Origin of the sequence: Humitalea rosea, assembly GCF_003253705.1 — a bacterium.
GTDB classification, from domain to species: Bacteria; Pseudomonadota; Alphaproteobacteria; order Acetobacterales; family Acetobacteraceae; genus Humitalea; species Humitalea rosea.
Genome location: NZ_QKYU01000040.1, coordinates 1 through 21,099 on the forward strand (window position 1 = coordinate 1; position 21,099 = coordinate 21,099).

Sequence of the window (21,099 nt, forward strand, 5' to 3'; positions counted from 1 at the left end):
TCGGGCAGCCACGCCTTGAGGTCCGGAGGCAACAGGAATGCCTGGTCGCGATTGTAGGATACGAAGGTCGCCATAACCGCAGTTTGACAAATCAGAAAGGCAAAGTGAATCCGACAGACTGCTAGGATGATAGATTATCAGCCGCTAGTGTTCCGGCCGATACAGAGGATTCCCTAAAGGGAGACGATGTGCGATTCGGGTCCGATGCGGACTGGGATTGCCTTTCAGCTTTCGCCCGAGGATCGGGCTCGGCTTGAGGGTGTGGCGGCGGATCGCAACACGCCGCAGAAGCATGTGTGGCGGGTGCGGATCGTGCTGCTGAGCGCGGACGGCGTCGGCACAATGGGGATCATGCTGCGCACCGGCCGGTCGAAGCCGACGGTGTGGCGCTGGCAGGAGCGCTTTGCGACCGAGGGTGTCGAGGGCCTGCTGCGCGACAAGACCCGTCCGCCGGGCAAGGCGCCGCTCGCGGCGTCGGTAATCCAACAGGTGGTGACCAAGACGACCACGCAGAAGCCGCCCGCGGCAACTCACTGGTCGGCGCGGGCGATGGCCAAGGCGGTCGGCATCGCTGTCAGTTCGGTGCAGAGGATCTGGCAGGCGCACGGGCTGAAGCCGCACCTGGTGCGCAGCTTCAAGCTGTCGAACGATCCCGCCTTCACGGAGAAGCTGGTCGATATCGTCGGGCTCTACCTCGACCCGCCAGACCGGGCGCTGGTGCTGTCGGTCGATGAGAAGAGCCAGATTCAGGCGCTCGACCGCACCCAGCCGGGGCTGCCGCTGAAGAAGGGCCGGGCGGGCACTCTGACGCATGATTACAAGCGACACGGCACCACGACGCTGTTCGCCGCCCTGGACGTGAAGGCGGGTACTGTCATCGGCCGTTGCGCCAAGCGGCACCAGCACCAGGAGTTCATCCGCTTCCTCGGCGTCATCGACCAGTGCACGCCTGCTGACCTCGACCTGCACCTGGTGGTCGACAACTATGCCACGCACAAGCATCCGAAGGTGAAGGCGTGGCTGGCGGAGCATCCGCGCTTCCACATGCATTTCACGCCGACCTCGTCGTCCTGGCTCAACCTCGTCGAGCGCTTCTTCGCCGAGATCACCAGAAAGCGCATCCGGCGTGGCGTCTTCAAGAGCGTCATCGACCTCGAGGTCGCCATCCTCAGCTACCCCGCAGAGCACAACGAACACCCCAAGCCCTTCGTCTGGACCGCCAAGGCCATCGACATCCTCGACAAGGTCCAACGCGGGAAGCAAGTGTTGGAGTCGGAACACTAGCGGCGCCCGCGGCCAGTGCGCTGCGGCAGAAAAGTGAGGCGGCTCATCAGGCGCCGTCCGCGATCTGCTGCCGAAGCAGGTATTTCTGAACCTTGCCGGCGGCGGTGCGGGGCAGGTCCGGCACGATCACCAGCCGTTCGGGATGCTTCTGCCGGGCGAGGCCCTGGCCGGCGAGGAAGGCGGAGATGCCGGCGACGGTGAGGGGCGTGCCGTCGGTGCACAGCACGGCGCAGCAGGTCTCGCCCAGCCGTGCATTGGGCATGGCCACCACCGCCGCCTCGCGGATGGCCGGGTGACGATGGAGCGCATCCTCGATCTCCTTGGCCGAGAGATTTTCGCCGCCGCGGATGATCAGGTCCTTCTTGCGCCCGGTGATGACGAGGCCGCCGCCGGGCGTCATCCGACCCATGTCGCCGGTGCGGAAGAAGCCGTCGGCGTCGAAGGCGGCGGCGTCGTCCGCCGGGTCGAGATAGCCGGCGAACATCTCCGGCCCGCGGGTGGCGATCTCGCCCTCGGCGCCCTCGGGGAGGATTTCGCCGGCCTCGCCGAGGATGCGCACCTCGTGGCCGACGATCCGCCCGTCGGTGTCCGCCGCCGCGTCCGGATCGGCGCGGGAGGCGACGCCGAGCGAGACGGTGGGCGCCTCGGTGGAGCCGTAGACACGGCAGGCGAGAAGCCCGGGAAAGCGCGCCCAGGCGTGGCGGATGAGGTCCGGCGGCACCGGAGCGCCGCCGCACGCGAACACCCGCAGCGAGGCGAGCCGGCTGCCCGCCGCCTCGGCCGCGGCAAGAAGCTCGCGCAGAAACGGCGTGGCACTGACGGTGAAGGTGGCGCCTTCCGCGTCGATCAGCGCCACCGCCCGGGCGGCGTCCCACCGCTCCATGAGGATGGCCGGGATGCCATAGGCGAAGGGCATCATCAGGCCGTAGAGGAAGCCGGTGACGTGGGTGACGGGCGAGGCCATCAGGGTGGCGTCCCGCCCGGCGGTGAGGCCCCACCAGCGGGTGACGTTGCCGAGCTCGCAGTCGAGCGAGGCGGCGGTGTGGACCACGCCCTTGGGATGGCCGGTGGTGCCGGAGGTGTACATCAGCAGCCACGGCGTCGCCGCGGTGCCGTGGGCGGGCCCCTCATAGGGCGCGGCGGCGAAGGGGTCGTCCTCCGCGCCGGCCCGCACCCGGCCGATGCGGGCCAGCGCCGGCAGCCCGGGAGCGAGGCGCTCGGCCATGGCCGCATGATCGAAGCCGCGGAAGGTTTCAGGCACCAGGAGGACCCGCGCCCCCGACGCCGCCAGGATGAAGCCCACCTCCGCCTCCCGGTAGATGGGCACGATGGGCAGGCAGACGAGGCCGAGCAGGGCGGTGGCGAGGGCCACCGCCGCCGTCTCGTGCCAGTTGGGCAGCTGGAACGCCACTACGTCGCCGGGCGTCAGCCCCTGCGCCTCCAGCCAGCCGGCGAGGCGGCGGGCCTTGTCCGCGATCTCGGCATAGGAATAGCGCCCCCCATCGTCCGCCAGGCAGATCCGGCCGGGGTCGGTCTCCAGGTGGAGGGCGAGGGCGTCCGCCAGGGTCGTGTCCCGCCACAGGCCTTCCGCCCGGTAGAGCGCGGCCCGCGCGGCGGGCGTGTGGTCGGGCCAGATCCTGGTGGCCATGGGATGTTTCCTGCGGCACGGTTCAAGAAAGGGCGGGCGGAGACGTCCCGCCGCGGCGGATCGCACCTTGGTGCGGCTTGGTACGAAACGGCGACAGGCCCTAGGGCTTGTTGAGATTCATCGGGAGGTGATAACGGCTGAGGCGAGGTAGATCATAGCGGAGAAGCTCTGATCGGTTTTGTCGCTGCGCATGGCGATACGTTTGAACTCCTTGAGTTTGCAGAAGAAGTTCTCGACGAGGTGTCGCCACTTGTAGATTTCCAGATCGATGTCGCGCGGCTGGCTTCGTCGCGAGTGCTGGGAGATGACGACTTTGGCCCCGCGTTCGTCGAGGTCGGCGATGATCCAGTTGGCGTCGAAGGCCTTATCGGCGATAAGTCCGCCAAACTCGATCCCTTGGATCAGCGGCGCGACGCCGACCGTGTCGAAGCGCTGCCCGGGCAGCAGAACGAAGCGGACCAGGTTTCCGAGCGCGTCGGTCAGGGCCAGGATCTTGGTCGTCAGGCCGCCCCTCGACTTGCCTATGGCCTGGCCCGAAGTCCCCCTTTTGCGCCCTGCCCATGGCGATGAACCCTGACGATGGTGGCGTCGACCATGGCGTACTCCATGTCCGGCTCATCCGACACGGCGTCGAAAATCCGTTTGAAAACATCGGCCTTCACCCAGTCGCGGAACCGCTTGAACACCGTGTTCCACTTCCCAAACGAAGGTGGCAGGTCCCGCCAGGGGCTGCCCGTCCGCGCGATCCACAACACCGCCTCAAGAAAAAGCCGGCCATCCCCGCCCGTGCGGCCGGGGTCGGTCACCTTGCCCAGGCAATGCGGTTGCATCTTCGCCCACTGGGCGTCCGTCAAACTCAAGCGATCCACGACAAACTCCGTTTGGGAGCTTGAATCACGATCCGCTCGGCGCGTGAATCCTAAATCTCAACAGGCCCTAGAGCGAGAGATGGCGGTCGCGGATGGCGGGGTCGGCGTCGAACGCTGCCCAGCTTCCGGAGAAGGCGATGCTGCCCACGTTCAGCACCAGCACATGCTCGGTGCAGGCGCGGGCGAACTCCACATTCTGCTCGGCCAGCAGGAGGCCCATGCCATCGCGGGCGCGGAGGGCGCGGATCTCCGTGCCCATGGCGTCCACGATGAGGGGGGCGAGCCCCTCGGTGGGCTCGTCCAGCAGCAGGAAGCGCGGCCGCGCCAGCACCGCCCGCGCCACCGCCGCGAGCTGCTGCTCGCCGCCGGAGAGCTGGAAGCCCTTGCGCCCTGCCAGCCTCCGCAGCAGGGGGAAGAAGGCCAGCACCTCCTCCACCGTGTAAGGCGGCCGTGCCGCCGTGCCGGCATGGCCGGCGAGGGCGAGGTTCTCCGCCACCGTGAGGTGGGGATAGATGCGCCGGTCCTCCGGCACCAAGGCGAGGCCGAGCCGGGCCCGGCGGTGTGGCGCCAGGCGGTCGAGATCCTGCCCGTCGAGGCGCACCGGGCCGCGCACCGTGGGGCCGGCGCCCATGATGGACTTGAGCAGCGTGGACTTGCCCATGCCGTTCAGCCCCACCACGGCGACGCCCGCGCCATCGGCGAGGCGCAGCGAGATGTCGTGCAGAACGTGGCTCTGGCCGTAGAAGGCGTTGATGCCGGAAAGCTCAAGCATGGCCGCCGCCCTTGCCGAAATAGATCTCCTGGACGCGGGCGTCCCGCCGCACCTCCTCAGGATCGCCGCTGGCGATGATCTCGCCGTAATTGAGGACTGTGAGGCGGGTGGCGAGGCCGAACACCACCTCCATGTCGTGCTCGGTGAGCAGCAGGGTCAGGCCCTCTTCCTCCCGCAGGCGGTTGATGAGGGCGACGACGGCGCGCCGGTCCTCCGGCGCCATGCCGGCCGTGGGCTCGTCCAGCATGATCAGCTTGGGGTGGAGCGCCAGCGTCAGCAGAAGTTCCAGGCGCTTCTTGTCGCCGTGGGAGAGGGTGGCGGCGGCATCGCCGGCGCGGCGGTCGAGGCCGTAGGAGGCGAGCCGCTCCATGGCCTCCTCCTGCAGCGCCCGCGCAGGGGTGAGGCGCCACCAGCGCCCCGCCGAGGAGCCGTTGATGCGCTCGCGGCATTCGAGGGCGAGCACGACGTTGTTTAACACCGTCTGCTCGCCGAACAGCCGCGCCACCTGGAACGTGCGGCCGATGCCCCGGTGCACCCGCTGCCAAGCGTCGAGCCGCGTCACGTCCTCCCCGTCATAGCGGATCGATCCGGCCTGCGGGAAGATCTCGCCGGACAGCACCTTGAACAGAGTGGTCTTGCCGGCGCCGTTGGGGCCGATGACCACATGGCTCTCATTGGCCTCCACCGTGATGGCCACGTCCTTGAGGACGCGCACGCTCGGATAGGCGAAGGTGAGGCCGTGGGCTTGGATCAGGCTCATCGCGCGCCCTCCCGCGCCGGCCGGCCGGAGAGGCGGGCGAGGGTGCCGAGGATGCCGCCCGGCATCGCCAGCACCACCAGCAGCAGCGCGCCGCCCACCACCAGCTCGGCCATGCCGGTCATGTTGCGGGTGCCGTGCTCCAGCCCGGCGAAGACGATGGCGCCGACGGCCGGCCCCCAGAAGCGGGCGCTGCCGCCCAGCAGGCAGAACAGGATCGGCAGGGCCGAATAGGACCAGTGGGCGATCATGGGCGTGATGATCTGGCTCCACGGCGCCATCAGCGCGCCGGCGAGGGCGGTCATGGTGCCGCTGATGAGGAAGGCGTATTCGCGGTGCCGGCGCACGTCGACGCCGAGGAAGCGCACCCGCTCCGGCTCCTGGCGGATGGCCGCCAGGATGCGGCCGAGGCTGCCGTGCCACACCCACCACAGGGCGCCGCTGATGATCGCGGCGGCGACGACGAGCAGGAAGTAATAGCGGTCTCCGGTGGCGAGATCGACGCGGAACAGCCCGAAATCCAGCACCGGCCGGGCGATGCCGATGAGCCCGTCCTCGCGGCCGAGGGCGGTGGTCTTGCCGATCACGGTATAGATCAGCTGGCCAAGGGCGAGGGTGAGGATGGCGAAATAGATGCCGCTCGCCCGGCGCAGCGCCACGAGGCCGATGAGAAAGGAGAGCGCCGCCCCCACCGCCGCGCCGAAGGCGATGGAGAGGATGAAGGGCAGGCCCGGCGCCGAGCGCGCCAGCCACGCCGAGGCATAGGCGCCGGCGGCGAAGAACGCCGCCTGGCCGAAGCTCACGAGGCCGGTGAGGCCGAACATGAGGTTGAAGCTCAGGGCGAAGACGATCTGGACCAGCACGATGCCGGCCAGAAAGACGAGGCCCTTCCCGGCCCAGAAGGGCAGGGTGGCGAAGGCCGCCAGCACCAGCCCGGCGGCCAGGGGCGTCAGGACCCCGAAGGGGCGGCTTTGCGGTGGGTGCGGCATGGTCAACGGATCCCGCTCAGGAGGCCCTGGGGCCGGAACAGAATGATCACAGCGACGGCGACGAAGAAGAAGATGCCAGGGAATTCAGGCACATAGACGGTGCCGAACGCATCGACGAGGCCGAGCAGAACGGCCGCCAGGAAGGCCCCGCGCACATTGCCGATGCCGCCGACGATGATGACGCCGAAGGCCTGGATGATGTAGGTGCCGCCGAGCGCCGGGGAGAGGCTCTGATTGGGCGCCAGCAGCCCGCCGGCAAGCCCGGCGAGGGCGAATCCCGCCACCACCGCCACGGTGAAGATGGCGGTGACGTTGATGCCGAGCAGACTCGCCATCCACGGGTCGAGGGCCACCGATTTGAGGATCCGCCCGGAGGCGGTGCGGTGGAGCCAGAGATCGAGGGCGAGATAGACCGCGACGCCGGCGGCGATCACGAACAGGGCGTAGCTGGGCACGAACAGGTCGCCCACGAACAGGGCGCCGCCCAGCCCCTCCGGCGGGCTCATGGAGAGGAAGTTGCCGCCCCAGCCCGATTTCACCGCCCCCTCGCACAGCAGCAGCAGGGCGTAGGTGGCGACCAGGGAATAGGAATCGTCCACCCCCTTAAGGCGGCGGAACACCACCCTATCCACCACGAGCCCCATGGCGCCCACCGCGACCGCGCAGGCGACGGCGATGCCCAGGAAGGCCGCCACGCTCGCCGTTCCCGGAACGCGGTTCGTGACGGTGAACGCCAGATAGGCGCCGATCATCACGAAGCCGCCGTGGGAGAAATTGAGGATGTGCAGTATTCCGAAGATCAGAGTGAGGCCGGATGCCACCAGGAACACCGACATCGCCCAGACGAGCCCGTTCAACGCTGTCGGCAACACCTCGCTCAACATCGCAGGACCACCTTTTGGCTGGACCACCATTGGATTGTGATGCGGCGGGGAAGCAGGGCGCGCCGCCGCGGGCGCGCCCCTCCCGCAGCTCAGCTCACCACTGCACCGGCGCGCCGGGGGTGGGCGGCTCGATGACTTCGGCGCCGGGCACCACGCGGAAATCCACCACCTCGAAGCCCGCCGGCGTCTGGGCGCCGCGCAGGCGATACTGCACCACGGGCTTGATCGCCTGGTGGTCCTCGGCGCGGATGGTGCGCGGGCCGGTGGCGCTGTCGAAGGTGAGGCCCGACAGGGCGTCGATGACGGCCGGCGTCGAGGCGTCGCCGCCGGTCTTCTTCATGGCCGCGGCATAGGCCATCACCGCGGCGTGGCCCTCACTGAGGAAGCCGTCGGGGAATGCGTCGCCGGTGCGCGCCACATAGGCGGCATAGAGCCGGTCGTTGATGGGGTTGCCCCTGAAGGCGCCGAAATACCAGTGGGAGCCCACCCACATGTCCGGCGTCTGGGCGCGCATGGCGCGGGACACGATGAACTCGTTGGCGCTGTCGACGATGGGGCTCTTCCTCTCGAAGAAGCCGTAGGGCCGGGCCTGCTGGAACAGCGTCACCGCGTCGCCGCCATAGAGCGAGACGAACATGCCGCGCGCCTTGGAGCGCATCGCCGAGGCGACGTAGTTGCGATAATCGCTGCCGCCATACTGGGTGAAGATGGGGTCCGCGATCTCTGGCGTGCGGTTGGCGATCCTGGGATAGAAGCGGTTGAGGGCGTATTTGAAGGCCTCCCAGGTGGAGCGGCCATATTCGTGGTCGGGGATCAGTCCGCCCCAGGCCGGCACGTCGGGATGCAGCTCGGCCATCAGCTTGGCCTGCGCGCCCTGCCGCATGAAGGGATTGTCGGTGATGCGGAAGTAGTTGCGGTTGAAGTTCTCGTGGGTCAGCCGCATGGAATGGGCCGCGCAGGTGATCAGGATGGCATTCTCCTGCTGGAGCATGCCGCTGATGGCGAGGGCCACGGCGCTCGACACCGTGCCGAGCAGCATGTTGCAGCCTTCGCCCACCAGTTCGCGGGTCGCCACCGTGGCGACGTCCGGCTTGGCCTTGCTGTCGCGCACCGCGAGCTCGAGGCGGCGGCCATTGATGCCGCCCGCGGCGTTGATCTCCTCCACCGCGATCTCGGCGCCCATGAGCATGGGCCGCCCGAGGGGCTCGGAGGGGCCGGACAGCGCCGAGATGAAGCCCAGCTTGTAGGGCGCCGACTGCGCCCGCGCCACGGCGGGCGCAGCGATGGCGCCCGCGGCGAGGCCGGCGCCGAAGACCTTGATGGCGTTTCTTCGGTTGAAATGCATCGTTCCCTCCTCGTTGGACTTGGTTCTTCGGACCCGGTTCTTCGGACCTGGTTCTTCGCTCAGGCGTCGTCGCGCGCCCGTTCCCGCAGCACGTTCTTCTGGATCTTGCCCGTAGGGTTGCGCGGCAGCTCGGAGACGAACACCCAGCGCCGGGGCACCTTGTAGTCGGCGATGCGGGCGGCCACGAAGGCCATCAGGGCGTCCGGCGCCGGCGCCGCCGCCTGGGGCACCACATAAGCGCACAGGTCCTCGCCGAGCTTGGCGTGGGGCACCGCCACCACGGCCACCTCCTTCACCCCGGGATGCTCGAAGATGGCGTTCTCCACCTCCATGGAGGTGATGTTGAAGCCGCCGCGGATGATCACGTCCTTGCCGCGGTCCATGTAATAGAGATAGCCGTCGGCATCGCGCCGGCCGAGATCCCCGGTCCAGAGCCAGCCGCCGCGGAAGGTCTCGGCGGTGGCCGCGGGGTTGCGGTAATAGCCGCGGGCGACGGCGGGGCCGCGCATCACCACCTCGCCCATCTCGTCTGGCGCGGCGGGCGTGCCGTCGGGCCGCGCCACCGCCACCTCGCACAGCGGCATGGCGGTGCCGAGGGAGCCGAGCTTGCGCAGGGCGTCGCGCCCCGGCAGGAAGGTGCCGGTGGGCCCGGCCTCGGTCAGGCCGTAGGTCTGCCGCAGCTCCACATGGGGAAAGCTCTCGGCGAGGCGGCGGATGACCTCCCACGCCATGGGCGCGCCGCCATAGTCGAACACCCGCATGGCGGAGAGGTCATGGCGGGCCGGATCATAGGCGTCCAGCATGAAGATGTAGACCGCCGGCACGGCGCAATAGACCGTGGTGCGCTCCCGCGTCATGCGCGCCAGCGTCGCCGGCAGGTCCACCGTCGGCTCGATCACCATGGTGGCGCCCGCCCACCAGGCGGCCATCAGGTTGAAGTGGAAGCCGGACGAGGTGAACAGCGGGAAGGGGCTCTGATAGGTGTCGTCCGGCCCGAGGGACAGGGCGCCGGCGATGGCGATGCCAGTGGCCACCGCATTGGCGTGGGTCAGCATCACGCCCTTGGCGCGGCCCGTGGTGCCGGAGGTCAGCAGGATGTCGGCGAGATCGTCCTCGCCCACGACGGGAAAGCTCTCCGGCCGCGGCCGCGCGGCGGCCGTGCGTGCCGCCCAGTCGCCATTGCCGCCCACCCGGATGGTGCGCCCGGCCAAAGCGGGGCACGCCGCCACCAGTCCGGCGGCCACGGTGTCGAAGGCCGTCTCGTGGACGAGGAAGCCGCAGTCCATGTCCTCCACCGCCGCGCGCAACTCCGGCGGGGCGAAGCGGGCGTTCAGCGGCACCACCACCGCGCCGAGGCGCATGGCGCCGAAGGCGATGGCCACATATTCCGCCGCCGCCGAATTGGTCATCAGGATGGCGAGATGGTCACCGGCCGCAAGGCCGGCCTGGCGCAGGGCTTCCGCCGCCACATCCACCTGGAAGGCGAGGGCGGCATAGGTCAGCCGGCTTTCGCCGCCGCCGGCGCTGGCCGCCACCAGGGCGAGACGATTGGGCGCCTGGGCCGCGTTGCGCGCCAGAAGCGCCAGCGGGGTGCGCCAGACGATGTCCGGCGGCAAAGGCAGGGTGGGCGAAGGCGTGCTCATCCCAGGTGCCCGGCTTCCGGAAGGGCGTTGCCGCCGAATGCCACCCAGCCGCCATCCACCGAGAGGCAGGCGCCGGTGATGTAGGCGGCCCCGGCGGAGCACAAGAAGAGCACGGCGGTGGCGATCTCCTGGGGCTGGCCGAAGCGGCCGAGGGGCGTGCGGCGCAGGATGCCCTCGGTGCCGATGCGGCCGCGCGCCATCAGCCCCTCCACCATGGGCGTGTCCACATAGCCCGGGGCGACCGCGTTGACGCGGATGCCGTAGCAGCCCCACTCGGAGGCGAGCCCCTTGGTCATGGTGATGAGGCCGGCCTTGGCGGCGCTGTAGGCGTTGCGGCCCGGCAGGCCTACGAGGCCGGCGATGGAGGCGAAGTTGACGATGGCGCCGGCGCGCGCCGCGGCCATGTGGCGGCCGGCCTCGCGGCTGAACAGGTAGCTGCCGCGCAGGCTCACGTCGAGCACCCGCTGCCAGCGGTCGATGTCCTGCTCGAAGGTCGGCTTCATCTCGTCGGCGATGCCGGCGCAGTTGACGAGGCAGTCGATGCGGCCCCACTGCGCCATGGCGCGGTCGGTCACCGCGCGCACCGCGTCGGCGTCGGTCACCTCGGCCGGCGCCGCGAGGGCGGACGGGCCGAGCTCGGCGGCGAGCGCCGCAGCCGCGTCCGCCGCGAGGTCGGTGAGCACCACGCGCGCTCCGGCCGCCGCGAAGGCGCGGGCGGTTTCCCGGCCGATGCCGCTCGCCGCGCCGGTGACGAGCGCGACGGCGCCGTCGAAATCAAACGCGACGGCTCCCAACTCTGCCTTGGCCATCTTCCCTCCTCCCCACGATGCCGGCCGCTTCTTGTGGCTTCGGCGCTGCTTGCGGATCCCGGTCGCCGACGGCTCACGCCTTGGGCAGCCCCATCCAGTTGACGATGTTGTTGCGCTGGATGGCCGCCGAGCCGCCGATGATCGGCATCAGCAGGCTTTCGCGCACATAGCGTTCCACGTCGTATTCCTTGGCGTAGCCGTAGGCGCCGAAGATGGTCTGCGCATCGAGCGCGATCTTCTTGCCCACCTCGCAGATGTGCAGCTTCGTCATGGACGTTTCGAGCCGGCACACCTTGTTCGCCTGGGCGAGCTGGGCGGCGTGGGTCATCATCAGCCGGCAGCCATGCAGGGCGGTGCGCATGTCCGCCAGCATGTGGCGGATGGACTGGTTGGCGCAGATGGGCCGGCCGAACTGCACGCGCTCCTGCACGTAGGTCCAGCAATCGTCATAGGCGGCGGTGGCGATGCCGAGGGCCAGGGCGGCCACCTCCAGCTTCTCCACGTCGAGGCCGGAGCCGACAATGAAGTCCCAGCCCCGGTTCCAGCCTTCCGGCCCGCCCACCACATGGGCGAACGGCACCCGCACATCGGTAAAGGCGACGTCGGTGGTGGCGGCGCCCTTCATGCCCATGCAGTCGATGCCGGTGATGCTGACGCCGGGCGTTCCGGGCGGAATGAGGATGATGGAGAGGTTGCGGTAGCGCTCCCCGGCGGGTCCGCTGCGCACCAGCGCATAGATGTAGTCGGAGATGGCGGCGCCGGAGCAGAAGCGCTTGGCGCCGTTGATCACCACGGTGTCGCCGTCGCGCACCGCCGTGGTCTTCACCGAGGCGATGTCGGCGCCGACGTCCGGCTCGGTCCAGCCATAGGCGAACAGGATCTCGCCGGCGGCCACCTTGGGCAGCAGCTCCGCCTTCTGTTCCGGCGAGGCGCATTCCTCGAGGTTCATGCCGGCATAGCAGGTGCACATGATGTAGGGCACCGCCACCGCCATGCTGCGGCGGGCCAGTTCCTCGATGACCACCATGGCGGCGGGGATGTCGCGGCCGGCGCCGCCATGCTCCTCCGCCACGGTGAGGCTCATGAGCCCGAGCGCCGCCAGGCGATCAAACACCGGACGGGGAAAGTGGTTCTCCTTGTCCCAGCGCCGGGCCGCCTCGCGGGGCATCTCGGCTTCCACGAACCGGCGCACGGTGCCGCGGATGAGGGTGATGTGCTCGGGCTCTTCGAGGGGCATGGGAGGCCTCCTTCGGCGGGGTCAGCGGCCGGTGAAGAGCGGGTCGCGCTTCTCGCGGAAGGCGTTCACCGCCTCCTGGTGGTCGGCCGTCTTGTTGGAGAGGGCCTCGAGGGAGAGGGAGGCATCCATGATGCTGTGGGCGAGCTGCTTGAGCCCGATATTCACCGACACCTTGCTCCAGCGGATGGCCTTCTTGGCGCCCTTCTGCAGGCGCGCGACGAAGGCGTCCACGCGGGCGTCCAGCTCGGCGGCGGGCACGGCATAGTTGATGAGGCCGATCTCGGCGGCCCTTGCGGCGGGCAGGAGGTCGCCGGTCATGAGAAATTCCTTGGCGCGGGCATAGCCGACGAGTTGCGGCCAGATCACCGCGCCGCCGTCGCCGGCCACGAAGCCCACGGCCACATGGGGGTCGCCGATCTTGGCGGTCTCGGAAGCGAAGATCACGTCGCAGAACAGCGCCAGGGTGGCGCCGAGGCCGGCGGCATGGCCGTTGACCTTGGCGATGATCGGCTTCTCGCAGTCCAGCATGGAGAAGACGATGCGGCGGCCCTCGGCGGCGGTCTTCTCGAAGGCGCCGTCCTCGTCGATCATCTTCTGCATCCACGCGATGTCGCCGCCGGCCGAGAAGGCGCGGCCTTCGCCGGTGAGGATGATGACATCCACGTCCGGGTCGAGGGCGGCGTGGGTGAACACCTCCGCAAGCTCCTCGTGCATCCGCTCGCCGACGGCGTTGAGCTTGTCGGGCCGGCTCATGGTGATGGTCAGAACACGGTCGCGGTTCTCGATCCTGAGCTCGCGGAAAGTCTTATAGCGCATCGGGCCCTCGTGTTGGTCGTCGCCTCCGCCCGCGTCTTCCGGCGGGCGGGGTCAGGGACCATGTGCGGGGCTTTGGCGTCAAGAAAAATGATTAGAGAGGCTGTTCTCAATGGGCTCACGGAATGTGCTTGGAGCGCGGTGAGGCCGCCCTTGAGCCTGCGGCCGACGGGTGATTCTCCGGGTCTGCCCGTAGCGAGGTGAGCCATGGCACGAGACTTCCGCAGGCCCGAACGCCGTCAGGGTTTCCTGCTCCCGCCGGACATGCAGGACTGGCTGCCGCAGGATGACATCGTACACCTTGTCCTCGACGCGGTGTCGCTGATGGACCTCTCGGCCTTCGAGGATGAGCATAAGGTTGGCGGCGTGGGCCACCGCTACGCGGCGCCTGCCCCGCGTCACACCGCCGGGGCCAGCGACCGCAGCGTGAAGCCCTCGTAGCCTTTGGCCGCGACCTCCTCGCAGATCGCGCGGTAGCGGATCATCCCGCCGGCATAGGGCATGAAGACACGCGGCTTGCCCGGCACATTGGCGCCGAGGTACCAGGAATGATGCGCCTGCGGCAGCAGCGTGGCATTCGCCGCCGCATTCACCCGGGCGACCCAGCCGTCCATCGCGGCCTCGCTGGTCTCGATATGGGTGAGGCCCCGCGCCCGCATATGCGCGATGCAGTCGGTGATCCAGTCGACATGCTGCTCGATCGCCACCGGCATGTTGGTCAGCACCGAAGGACTGCCCGGGCCGGTGATGGTGAAGAGGTTCGGGAAGCCCGCGACCTGCAGCCCGAGGTAGTTGCGCGGCCCCGCCTCCCAGGCCCTGGCCAGCGGCTGCCCGCCGCGGCCCTGGATGTTCAGCTTCAGCAGCGGCCCGGTCAGCGCATCGAAGCCGGTGGCGAAGACGATGATGTCGAGCGGATACTCCGCCGCCCCCGTGCGGATGCCGGCCGGGGTGATACGCTCGATCGGTGCGGCGCGGACATCGACCAGCGTGACATTGTCGCGGTTGAAGCTCGCGAAGTAGCCGCTGTCGATCGGCGGGCGCTTGGCGGCATAGGGGTGGTCGATGTCGGCCAGCAGATCGGCGGTGGCCGGGTCCTTGACGATCTCGCGGATCTTGTTCTTCAGGAATTCGGCGGCGGTGTCGTTGGCGGCCTTGTCCAGCAGCAGGTCGCGGAAGGTCGCGCGGAACTGCAGGCCGCCCTTCGCCCAGGCGGCCTCGTAGATCGCGAGCCTCTCCTCCGGCGTCACGTCGAAGACCGAGCGATCCTCGATCGCGAAGGCCTGGCCATTGGTGGTGCTGCGGGTCGCCCGGCGGACCTCGGCGTGGTTCTGCCTGACCCATTGCTTGAACTCGGGCGTCAGCGGTGCGTTCTGCGCCGGCACGCTGTAGTTCGCGGTGCGCTGGAACACGGTCAGGTGCGCCGCGGCTTCGGCGATGACCGGCGTCGCCTGGATGCCGGTCGAGCCGGTGCCGACGAGGCCGACGCGCTTGCCGGTGAAATCCACCCCCTCATGCGGCCATTCGCCGCTGTGGTACCATTGGCCGGCGAAATCGCCGAGCCCGGGGATGTCGGGCACATTGGCGGTGGAGAGGCAGCCGACCGCGGTGATGAGGAACTGCGCCGTCAGCGTCTCGCCGGCCTCGGTGGTCACGCTCCAGCGCTCGGCGGCGTCGTCGTAGCGGGCGCCGACCACGCGGGTGCCGAAGCGGATGTCGCGCCTGAGGTCGAAATGATCGGCCACGTAGTTCATGTAGCGCATGATCTCGGGCTGCTCGGGGTAGCGTTCGGACCACTCCCACCCCTCGAACAGCTCCTTCGAGAAGGTGTAGTTGTAGATGTGGCTTTCCGAATCGCAGCGCGCGCCGGGGTAGCGGTTCCAGTACCAGGTGCCGCCGACGCCATCGCCGGCCTCCAGCACCTGGACCTTCATGCCGAGCCGGTCGCGCAGGCTCAGCAGCTGGTACAGGCCGGAAAAGCCGGCGCCTATGATGATCGCGTCGAATGTGCGGGGCTCGGGGGCCGGGTTCACGTCGGGCATGGCTGCGGTTCTCCTTGGGGTCAAAGGTAGGTCGCGGCGAGGCCGCCGCGCAACAGTTCCGTCGCGGTGCCGGTCAGCGCCACCCGCCCGCGCCGCAGCGCGCAGCCGCGGTCGGCGACCTGCAGGGCGATGCTCGCCATCTGTTCGGCGATCACCACCGTGGCGCCGGAGTCGCGGGCGAACCCGGCGATGAAGGCGTAGATCTGCCGCACGATGAGGGGGGCGAGGCCGAGCGAGGGCTCGTCCAGCAGCAGCACCCGCGGGCTGCGGATGGTGGTGCAGGAGAGGATGACCATCTGCTGCTGCCCGCCGCTGAGCAGGCCCGAGGCAATGCGCGATTTCTGCGCCAGGATCGGGAAGCGGGCATAGACATCCTCCAGCGCCGCCGCCCAGGGCGTGCTGCGGGCGCCGAAGCTCCAGGCCAGACGCAGGTTCTCCTCGACATTCATCTGCCTGAACAGCCGCCGGCCTTCCATCGCATGCGCCAGACCGTGGCGGGCGCGCGCCTGCGGGCTCAGCCTGGTGACATCCTGGCCGTCCAGCCGGATGCAGCCCGCGCCGATCGGGGCGATGCCCGAGATCGCCCGCAGCAGCGAGGATTTGCCCGCGCCATTCGCCCCCAGCACGGCGGTGGTGCTGCCGGCGGCGGCGCTGAGGCTGACATCGGTCAGCGCCTGCACCGCGCCGTAGCTGACGCTGAGCCCCTCGACCTCAAGCATCGACGGTCTCCTCGGTGCCGAGGTAGGCGGCGATCACCTCCCGGTCGCAGCGCATGCCGGCGATGTCGCCGCGGTAGATCACGCGGCCGCTGTCCAGCACCACGACGTCATCAACCAGATCATCGAGGAAATCCATGTGATGTTCGATCAGCAGGATGGCCAGGCCCATCGCCTTCATGTCGCGGATCACCTGCGCGAGACGCTCCATCTCGGCCTCTGACAGACCGGCGGCGGGCTCGTCCAGCAGCACCGCGAGCGGGTGCGCGAGCAGCGCGCGCCCCACCTCGGCCATGCGCCTGGTGCCATAGGGCAGCGTCGCCATCACGCGGTCCGCGACCTCGGTGAGGTTGGTCAGCGCCATCACCGCCTCGATCGTGGCCAGGTGCCGCGCCTCGTCCTCGATCGCCGCGGGCAGGCCGAGCAGCGCCGCCAGGGCGGAATGGCGCTGCAGGCGATGGGCGCCGAGCAGCAGGTTCTCGCGCACCGTGAAATGCGGCACCAGCCGCGGGTCCTGGAAGGTGCGCACCACGCGCGCCGCCGCCACCTGGTGGTCGGCAAGCCCGGTGATGTCGTGGCCGGCGAAGACGACCCGCCCCGCGCTCGGCCGGTAGAGGCCGCTGATGACATTGACCAGCGTGCTCTTGCCCGAGCCGTTCGGCCCGATCAGCGCGGTGATCCGTCCCGGGGCCAGGGTCAGCGACACATCGTTCAGCGCGACGAGCCCACCGAAGCGCATGGTGACGCCCGTCACCTCCAGCACGCCGCCGCCCTCGGCCGGCGGCAGTGCCGCGGGCAGTGCCGCGGCGGCCCGCAGCGCCCGCGGCCTGATGAAGCGCGCAGGTTCCAGCAACAGCCCGCCGATGCCCCGCGGCAGCACGACCAGCGAGAAGGTGAGGATCAGCCCATAGACGATGAACTGGTACTCGGCGAAGACCTGCAGGCGCTCCGGCAGGAAGGTGAAGAGCGTCACGCTCAGCACCTGCCCGGCGATGGAGCCGAGCCCGCCGACGATGGCCATCACCAGCACCTCGATGGAGCGTGTCAGGCCGAAGCTCTCCGGCCCCAGGTAGCCGACCAGATGCGCATAGAGCCCGCCCGCCAGCCCGGCCAGCGCGCCGCTGAGCGCATAGGCCAGCCGCTTGGTGCTGCCGGGCGGGATGCCGATGCTGCCGGCACCGACCTCGCCGGTGTGGATGGCGAAGAAGGCGCGGCCGATGCGGCTCTGCGTCAGGTTGCGCATCAGCAGCAGCACCAGCGCCGTGATCGCCAGCAGCAGCTGGAAATAGGCGGTGCCGTCGAGCTTGACGCCAAGGATGCGCAGGGTCCGCAAGGTCGGCGAGGGCACGCCGGGCAGGCCCATGGTGCCGCCGGTCAGCCCGCTCCACTCGCGCACCACCTCGAAGAAGATCATGCCGAAGCCCAGCGTCATCATCGCCAGGTAGACATCCTTCACCCGCCCCGCGGGGAAGGAGAGCAGCCAGCCCGCCGCGGCGGCGAGCAGCATCGCGCAGGGCACCCCGAGCGCGACATCGAGCCCATGGGTCTTGGCCAGGATGCCGGCGCCATAGGCGCCGATCCCGAAGAAGCCGGCATGGCCGAGCGAGATCTGCCCGGCGAGGCCGGTGAGCAGGTTGATGCTCTGCGCGAAGATGATGCCGATCAGCACGAAGCTGAGGATCTGCACCGTGCCGGAGCTGAGCCCGTAGCAGCCGAGCAGCAGCAGCAGCGCGAGCCCCGCCTGTGCCCAGGGATTCGCCACGATGCGGGAGAGTGGGGCGCGCAGCGCGGTCATGCCTTGCTGACCTCGATGCGGCCGAACAGGCCCTGGGGACGCAGCGCCAGCATCGCCATCAGCAGGGCGAAGGCGATCGCATGTTCCGCCGCGGTGGAGATGTAGCCGCCCACCAGCTTGCTGGTCAGCCCGACCACCAGCCCGCCCACCAGCGCGCCGACCGAACTGCCCATGCCGCCGAAGACCGCGGCGACGAAGCCGAGCAGCACGAGGTCGAAGCCGAAGGCCGGGTCCACCGTCCCGCCGATCTGCGCGATCAGCAGCCCCGCCACCCCCGCCAGCAGGCTGGAGGCGATGAAGGAGCCGAGGATGATGCGCCGCACCGGAATACCCTGCACCCCGGCGAGTTCGGGGTCGAGCGAGACGGCATGCACCGCCTGGCCCCAGACCGTCTTCCGCACGAAGAGCTCGAGCAGCAGGATCAGCGCCACCGCCACCAGCAGCACCACGAGGTATTGCAGCGAGACATATTGCCCGAACACGCTGACGTAGTCCTGCGCGCTGAACAGGATGTCGGGGAAGGCCACGGCCTGGGCGCCGAACCATTTCGCCGCGACACCCTGGAGGAAAATGCCGAAGCCCAGCGTCGAGACCACCCAGCCCATGCTGCCTGCCCCCTTCAGCGCCGGCCGCACGGCGAATCGTTCGATGAAGATGCCGAGGCCGCCGATGATGAAGAGTGCCCCCAGCACAGCCAGCAGCAGCGCGAGGCCCTGTGCCGCGAGATGCACCGTCAGCATGGCGCAGAGCATCATCAGCGAGCCCTGGCCGAAGTTCAGCGCGCGCGTCGTCCAGAAGGTCAGGTTCAGCCCCAGCGCCACCAGGGCATAGACCGCACCGACGCTGATGCCCGCGAGCACCAGCGAGAAGAAGAAATCATCCATCCCCGGGGTCCTGCCGCGCCGCCTATTCCAACAGCTCCAGCACCACGCGGTCGTCGCGCTTCAGCATCTGGTAGATGCCCAGATCCTCGGGACGCAGCGCGGTATGCTGTTGCGGCGTGAAGGAGATCGAGGCGACCGAGGCGCCGGGATAGTCCTTGGTGGCGTTCAGCGCGCCGATGATGGCGCCCTTCTCGGTGCTGCCGGCGCGGCGGATCGCATCCATCATCAGCCCGATGCAGTCATAGCCGCTGCCGACGGTGTTCGCGAGCGAGATCAGCGGATTGGCGGCATCCGGCCCGTACCAGCGGTCGGTGCCATAGGCGGCGCGATACAGGTCGACGAATGTCCGGGTCGCGGCCGGCATCGGTCGGCGGCCGAGCACGATGTAGCTCGCGGCCTTGGTGCCCACCACCAGGTCGCCGGCGCCGGCGAGGTAGGGCACGGTCACCGCCCCCGAGGTGCCGAACAGCGCGAGGTTGATGTTCAGCCGGCTCATGTTGCGGCGGATCACCGCGAAATCGGCGCCGAGGCCGATCACCAGCATCGCCTCGGCCCGCGCGCGCTGCACCCGCACAAGCTGCGCCGTCATGTCCTGGGCGCGCTGGTTGTAGGATTCCATGGTGAGGCGCGCGTCCGGCCGCTGCGCCAGCACCGCCTGCTTCACAAGCTCGGCACCGGTCACGCCATAGCCGGTGCTTTCATGCACGATGCCGATGCGGCGGTAGCCGGCCAGCACGATCGCGAGCTTCTCGGCCTCCACGGTGTTGCTGATGGCGACGGAGAAGACGTTCGGCCGCGGTGGCTTGTCGGCGCCATCGGGATAGATGATGGAGGGCGTCTGCGCCTGCGGGTTGATGATCGGGCGGCCATCGGCGACGACCATGTCCACGATGGCCAGAGATGGTCCGCTGCCCGAGGGGCACATCAGCCCGGCGATCTCCTGGTTGTCGAGGATGCGGCGCATGTTCTGCACGGCGCGGTCCGGCACCAGCTGGTCGTCGAGCACCTCGGCAAGCTCGACCTGGCGGCCGAGGATGCCGCCCTGGCGATTGGCCTCGCCCACCGCCAGCTCCGCGCCGCGGCGGATGCCTTCGCCGAATTCGTTGAACGGGCCGGTGAGCGCCGTGGTGAAGCCGAGCTTGATCGTGCCGGCGGCTTGCGCGCGGGCCGGGTGCCAGGGCCCGGCCAGGCCCGCACCGGCGACGGAAAGGGCCCCCAGGCCCCGGCGGGTGATGGTGGTCATGGTCGTGTCTCCTCTGCTCCGTGCGCCTCTGTCGAGCACATCGGTCGTATCGGGCGGTCGCCTTTCCCCGCGGCCCCCGGAGCGGAACCCCGAGCCCCCACGCGGGACACCCGGCAGAGCCCCTGGGCAGAACCCCGGGGCCGGCGGCCGGCGGGGCCGCGAGGGGCGGGGCTGGGCGCGCCTCAGGCCTGCATCCCAAAGCGCAGCATGGACGCCGCGCGGCAAGTTGGAAGCCTTGCCGGGCGGCTAGCTGGTTTGCGCCAGATGAGAAGATGCGCTGACCGGCACCGGCAGCCGGGCGAGCGCGCGGCCTTGCGGCAGCGCGCGGGCGCGCGGCGGCGGCCCGGCCGGGGCGTGGTGCAGCGCCTGCACCAGATAGTCGACGAAGACCCGGATCTTCGGCGGCACATGGCGGGTGCGGTGATAGACGGCGTAGATGCCATGGTCGAAGGTGGTGGGCGTGACCTCCCATTGCGGCAGCAGGCGGCGCAGCCGTCCGGCGGCCAGATCGGCCGCGATGCACCAGATCGGCAGCAGCGCGATGCCCATCCCGGCCAGCGCCGCCTCGCGCAGCACATCGCCGTTGTTGGCCTGCAGCCCGCCGGTGACGCGCAGCTCGCGCACGCCGCGCACATCGCGGAACTGCCAGACCGCATGGCCATCCTCGAAGCGTCCGTCCAGCGGCCAGGTCAGGCAGTTGTGCCGCAGCAGCGCCTCGGGCTCGTCGAGCGCGCCATGGCGGTCGAGATAGGCGGCGCTGGCGAAGAGGATGCGCTCGGCCGCATCCGACAGCTTGCGCACCGCCAGATCCGGCTCGTCCAGATTGCCGAGGCGGATCGCGATGTCGATGTTGTTGTCGAGCAGGTCGCGCGGCTCCTCGGTGAGGAACAGCTTCACCGTCACCTCCGGGTAGCGCGTCATGAAGCCGGGCAGCAGGGGGCCCAGGTAATCGCGGCCGATCGAGACCCGCGTATGCACATGCAGCAGGCCGCGTGGCCGCGCCTGGTGCTGCGCGACCTGCTCGGTCAGCGCATCGATGTCCGCCAGGATGAGCACGGCCTTGTGCAGGTAGAGCTGCCCCGCCTCGGTCAGCGCCAGCTGTCGGCTGGTGCGGTGCACAAGGCGCACGCCAAGCTGGGTCTCCAGCGTGTTGATGCTGCGCGACACCGAGGCCGGTGACAGGCCGAAGGCCCGCCCGGCCGCCGAGAAGCTCTCGGAATTCGCGACCCGTACGAAGAGACGCATGCCCTGGAGCGTTTCCATGTCGATCCCGTCTTTGCGGTTTGCGCAAGCATGATCCTGCCCGCCCCCGGATTGCAAGGCCGGCGCGCCCGGCCATGATGCCGCGGCCGCGCGGGGCCGGGCGCGCCTC

The 21,099-nt window shown here is 69.5% G+C and carries 19 protein-coding genes; 2 read left to right on the forward strand and 17 right to left on the reverse strand.

The genetic code is table 11. The features are described from left to right. Positions 1-204 precede the first annotated feature (204 nt). Positions 205-1,284 carry an IS630 family transposase gene (locus C8P66_RS21970; RefSeq protein ID WP_111400436.1) on the forward strand — a complete coding sequence of 360 codons (1,080 nt, stop codon included), beginning with the start codon at positions 205-207 and terminating at the stop codon, positions 1,282-1,284. Positions 1,285-1,330: 46 nt separating this feature from the next. Here C8P66_RS21970 and C8P66_RS21975 read toward each other — a convergent pair whose 3' ends face one another. The 11 genes from C8P66_RS21975 to C8P66_RS22025 form a co-directional block, all read right to left on the reverse strand. Further along, entirely contained in the window at positions 1,331-2,932 is a 1,602-nt protein-coding gene (locus C8P66_RS21975) for an AMP-binding protein (protein ID WP_111400437.1), read from the reverse strand. Positions 2,933-3,049: 117 nt separating this feature from the next. Next, a protein-coding gene (locus C8P66_RS21980; RefSeq protein ID WP_111400438.1) for an IS5 family transposase occupies positions 3,050-3,801 on the reverse strand; the annotation gives its coding sequence in 2 pieces (ribosomal slippage) (positions 3,050-3,471 and positions 3,471-3,801; 753 coding nt in all). A gap of 67 nt (positions 3,802-3,868) precedes the next feature. Next, positions 3,869-4,573: an ABC transporter ATP-binding protein gene (locus C8P66_RS21985; protein WP_111400439.1), complete on the reverse strand. Its 705-nt coding sequence runs from the start codon at positions 4,571-4,573 to the stop codon at positions 3,869-3,871. Next, the gene (locus C8P66_RS21990) at positions 4,566-5,333 is read right to left on the reverse strand and encodes an ABC transporter ATP-binding protein (protein ID WP_111400440.1); all 768 of its coding nucleotides are present in this window, start codon (positions 5,331-5,333) and stop codon (positions 4,566-4,568) included. Before C8P66_RS21990 ends, C8P66_RS21985 begins: the two co-directional genes overlap by 8 nt. Continuing rightward, complete coding sequence (locus C8P66_RS21995; RefSeq protein ID WP_111400441.1) at positions 5,330-6,319, reverse strand: branched-chain amino acid ABC transporter permease; 990 nt, start codon at positions 6,317-6,319, stop codon at positions 5,330-5,332. Before C8P66_RS21995 ends, C8P66_RS21990 begins: the two co-directional genes overlap by 4 nt. 2 nt (positions 6,320-6,321) lie before the next feature. Continuing rightward, positions 6,322-7,203 carry a branched-chain amino acid ABC transporter permease gene (locus C8P66_RS22000; RefSeq protein ID WP_111400442.1) on the reverse strand — a complete coding sequence of 294 codons (882 nt, stop codon included), beginning with the start codon at positions 7,201-7,203 and terminating at the stop codon, positions 6,322-6,324. A 94-nt stretch (positions 7,204-7,297) separates the two neighbouring features. Next, positions 7,298-8,548: an ABC transporter substrate-binding protein gene (locus tag C8P66_RS22005; RefSeq protein ID WP_111400443.1), complete on the reverse strand. Its 1,251-nt coding sequence runs from the start codon at positions 8,546-8,548 to the stop codon at positions 7,298-7,300. A gap of 59 nt (positions 8,549-8,607) precedes the next feature. Beyond that, positions 8,608-10,191 carry a class I adenylate-forming enzyme family protein gene (locus C8P66_RS22010; RefSeq protein ID WP_111400444.1) on the reverse strand — a complete coding sequence of 528 codons (1,584 nt, stop codon included), beginning with the start codon at positions 10,189-10,191 and terminating at the stop codon, positions 8,608-8,610. Further along, positions 10,188-11,000, reverse strand: coding sequence for an SDR family NAD(P)-dependent oxidoreductase (locus C8P66_RS22015; protein ID WP_111400445.1), 813 nt, complete (start codon positions 10,998-11,000; stop codon positions 10,188-10,190). Before C8P66_RS22015 ends, C8P66_RS22010 begins: the two co-directional genes overlap by 4 nt. 73 nt (positions 11,001-11,073) lie before the next feature. Then, a complete protein-coding gene (locus tag C8P66_RS22020; protein ID WP_111400446.1) occupies positions 11,074-12,237 on the reverse strand; it encodes an acyl-CoA dehydrogenase family protein in 1,164 nt (387 codons plus the stop codon). A gap of 21 nt (positions 12,238-12,258) precedes the next feature. Further along, positions 12,259-13,053 (reverse strand): enoyl-CoA hydratase/isomerase family protein, encoded by a 795-nt coding sequence (locus C8P66_RS22025; RefSeq protein ID WP_111400447.1) that lies wholly within the window; start codon positions 13,051-13,053, stop codon positions 12,259-12,261. 204 nt (positions 13,054-13,257) lie between these two features. On the opposite strand from C8P66_RS22025, the gene C8P66_RS22030 reads away from it, so the two are divergent. After that, a complete protein-coding gene (locus C8P66_RS22030) occupies positions 13,258-13,491 on the forward strand; it encodes a hypothetical protein (RefSeq protein WP_111400448.1) in 234 nt (77 codons plus the stop codon). On the opposite strand, the gene C8P66_RS22035 is transcribed toward C8P66_RS22030, so the two are convergent. From C8P66_RS22035 to C8P66_RS22060, 6 genes are all read right to left on the reverse strand, one after another. After that, complete coding sequence (locus tag C8P66_RS22035; RefSeq protein WP_111400449.1) at positions 13,449-15,089, reverse strand: flavin-containing monooxygenase; 1,641 nt, start codon at positions 15,087-15,089, stop codon at positions 13,449-13,451. The genes C8P66_RS22030 and C8P66_RS22035 overlap by 43 nt on opposite strands. A gap of 20 nt (positions 15,090-15,109) precedes the next feature. Further along, positions 15,110-15,808, reverse strand: a complete 699-nt coding sequence (locus C8P66_RS22040) for an ABC transporter ATP-binding protein (RefSeq protein WP_111400450.1) — start codon at positions 15,806-15,808, stop codon at positions 15,110-15,112. Beyond that, entirely contained in the window at positions 15,801-17,600 is a 1,800-nt protein-coding gene (locus C8P66_RS22045; RefSeq protein WP_111400451.1) for a branched-chain amino acid ABC transporter ATP-binding protein/permease, read from the reverse strand. Before C8P66_RS22045 ends, C8P66_RS22040 begins: the two co-directional genes overlap by 8 nt. After that, on the reverse strand, positions 17,597-18,484 hold the full coding sequence (locus C8P66_RS22050; protein WP_111400452.1) for a branched-chain amino acid ABC transporter permease: 888 nt from the start codon (positions 18,482-18,484) through the stop codon (positions 17,597-17,599). The genes C8P66_RS22045 and C8P66_RS22050 overlap by 4 nt, the downstream gene beginning before the upstream one ends. Before the next feature lie 22 nt (positions 18,485-18,506). After that, entirely contained in the window at positions 18,507-19,727 is a 1,221-nt protein-coding gene (locus C8P66_RS22055; RefSeq protein ID WP_111400453.1) for an ABC transporter substrate-binding protein, read from the reverse strand. A gap of 246 nt (positions 19,728-19,973) precedes the next feature. Continuing rightward, a complete protein-coding gene (locus C8P66_RS22060; RefSeq protein WP_111400454.1) occupies positions 19,974-20,990 on the reverse strand; it encodes a LysR family transcriptional regulator in 1,017 nt (338 codons plus the stop codon). Positions 20,991-21,099 lie beyond the last annotated feature (109 nt).

Excerpts from the sequence above, each read along its gene's own strand:
- C8P66_RS21975 (WP_111400437.1), bottom strand. The coding sequence starts at position 2,932 with ATGGCCACCAGGATCTGGCCCGACCACACGCCCGCCGCGCGGGCCGCG.
- C8P66_RS22050 (WP_111400452.1), bottom strand. The coding sequence starts at position 18,484 with ATGGATGATTTCTTCTTCTCGCTGGTGCTCGCGGGCATCAGCGTCGGT.
- C8P66_RS22030 (WP_111400448.1), top strand. The coding sequence starts at position 13,258 with ATGGCACGAGACTTCCGCAGGCCCGAACGCCGTCAGGGTTTCCTGCTC.
- C8P66_RS21990 (WP_111400440.1), bottom strand. The coding sequence starts at position 5,333 with ATGAGCCTGATCCAAGCCCACGGCCTCACCTTCGCCTATCCGAGCGTG.
- C8P66_RS22010 (WP_111400444.1), bottom strand. The coding sequence starts at position 10,191 with ATGAGCACGCCTTCGCCCACCCTGCCTTTGCCGCCGGACATCGTCTGG.
- C8P66_RS22025 (WP_111400447.1), bottom strand. The coding sequence starts at position 13,053 with ATGCGCTATAAGACTTTCCGCGAGCTCAGGATCGAGAACCGCGACCGT.
- C8P66_RS22060 (WP_111400454.1), bottom strand. The coding sequence starts at position 20,990 with ATGGAAACGCTCCAGGGCATGCGTCTCTTCGTACGGGTCGCGAATTCC.
- C8P66_RS22035 (WP_111400449.1), bottom strand. The coding sequence starts at position 15,089 with ATGCCCGACGTGAACCCGGCCCCCGAGCCCCGCACATTCGACGCGATC.
- C8P66_RS22045 (WP_111400451.1), bottom strand. The coding sequence starts at position 17,600 with ATGACCGCGCTGCGCGCCCCACTCTCCCGCATCGTGGCGAATCCCTGG.
- C8P66_RS21970 (WP_111400436.1), top strand. The coding sequence starts at position 205 with ATGCGGACTGGGATTGCCTTTCAGCTTTCGCCCGAGGATCGGGCTCGG.
- C8P66_RS22040 (WP_111400450.1), bottom strand. The coding sequence starts at position 15,808 with ATGCTTGAGGTCGAGGGGCTCAGCGTCAGCTACGGCGCGGTGCAGGCG.
- C8P66_RS22015 (WP_111400445.1), bottom strand. The coding sequence starts at position 11,000 with ATGGCCAAGGCAGAGTTGGGAGCCGTCGCGTTTGATTTCGACGGCGCC.
- C8P66_RS21985 (WP_111400439.1), bottom strand. The coding sequence starts at position 4,573 with ATGCTTGAGCTTTCCGGCATCAACGCCTTCTACGGCCAGAGCCACGTT.
- C8P66_RS22000 (WP_111400442.1), bottom strand. The coding sequence starts at position 7,203 with ATGTTGAGCGAGGTGTTGCCGACAGCGTTGAACGGGCTCGTCTGGGCG.
- C8P66_RS21995 (WP_111400441.1), bottom strand. The coding sequence starts at position 6,319 with ATGCCGCACCCACCGCAAAGCCGCCCCTTCGGGGTCCTGACGCCCCTG.
- C8P66_RS22020 (WP_111400446.1), bottom strand. The coding sequence starts at position 12,237 with ATGCCCCTCGAAGAGCCCGAGCACATCACCCTCATCCGCGGCACCGTG.
- C8P66_RS22055 (WP_111400453.1), bottom strand. The coding sequence starts at position 19,727 with ATGACCACCATCACCCGCCGGGGCCTGGGGGCCCTTTCCGTCGCCGGT.
- C8P66_RS22005 (WP_111400443.1), bottom strand. The coding sequence starts at position 8,548 with ATGCATTTCAACCGAAGAAACGCCATCAAGGTCTTCGGCGCCGGCCTC.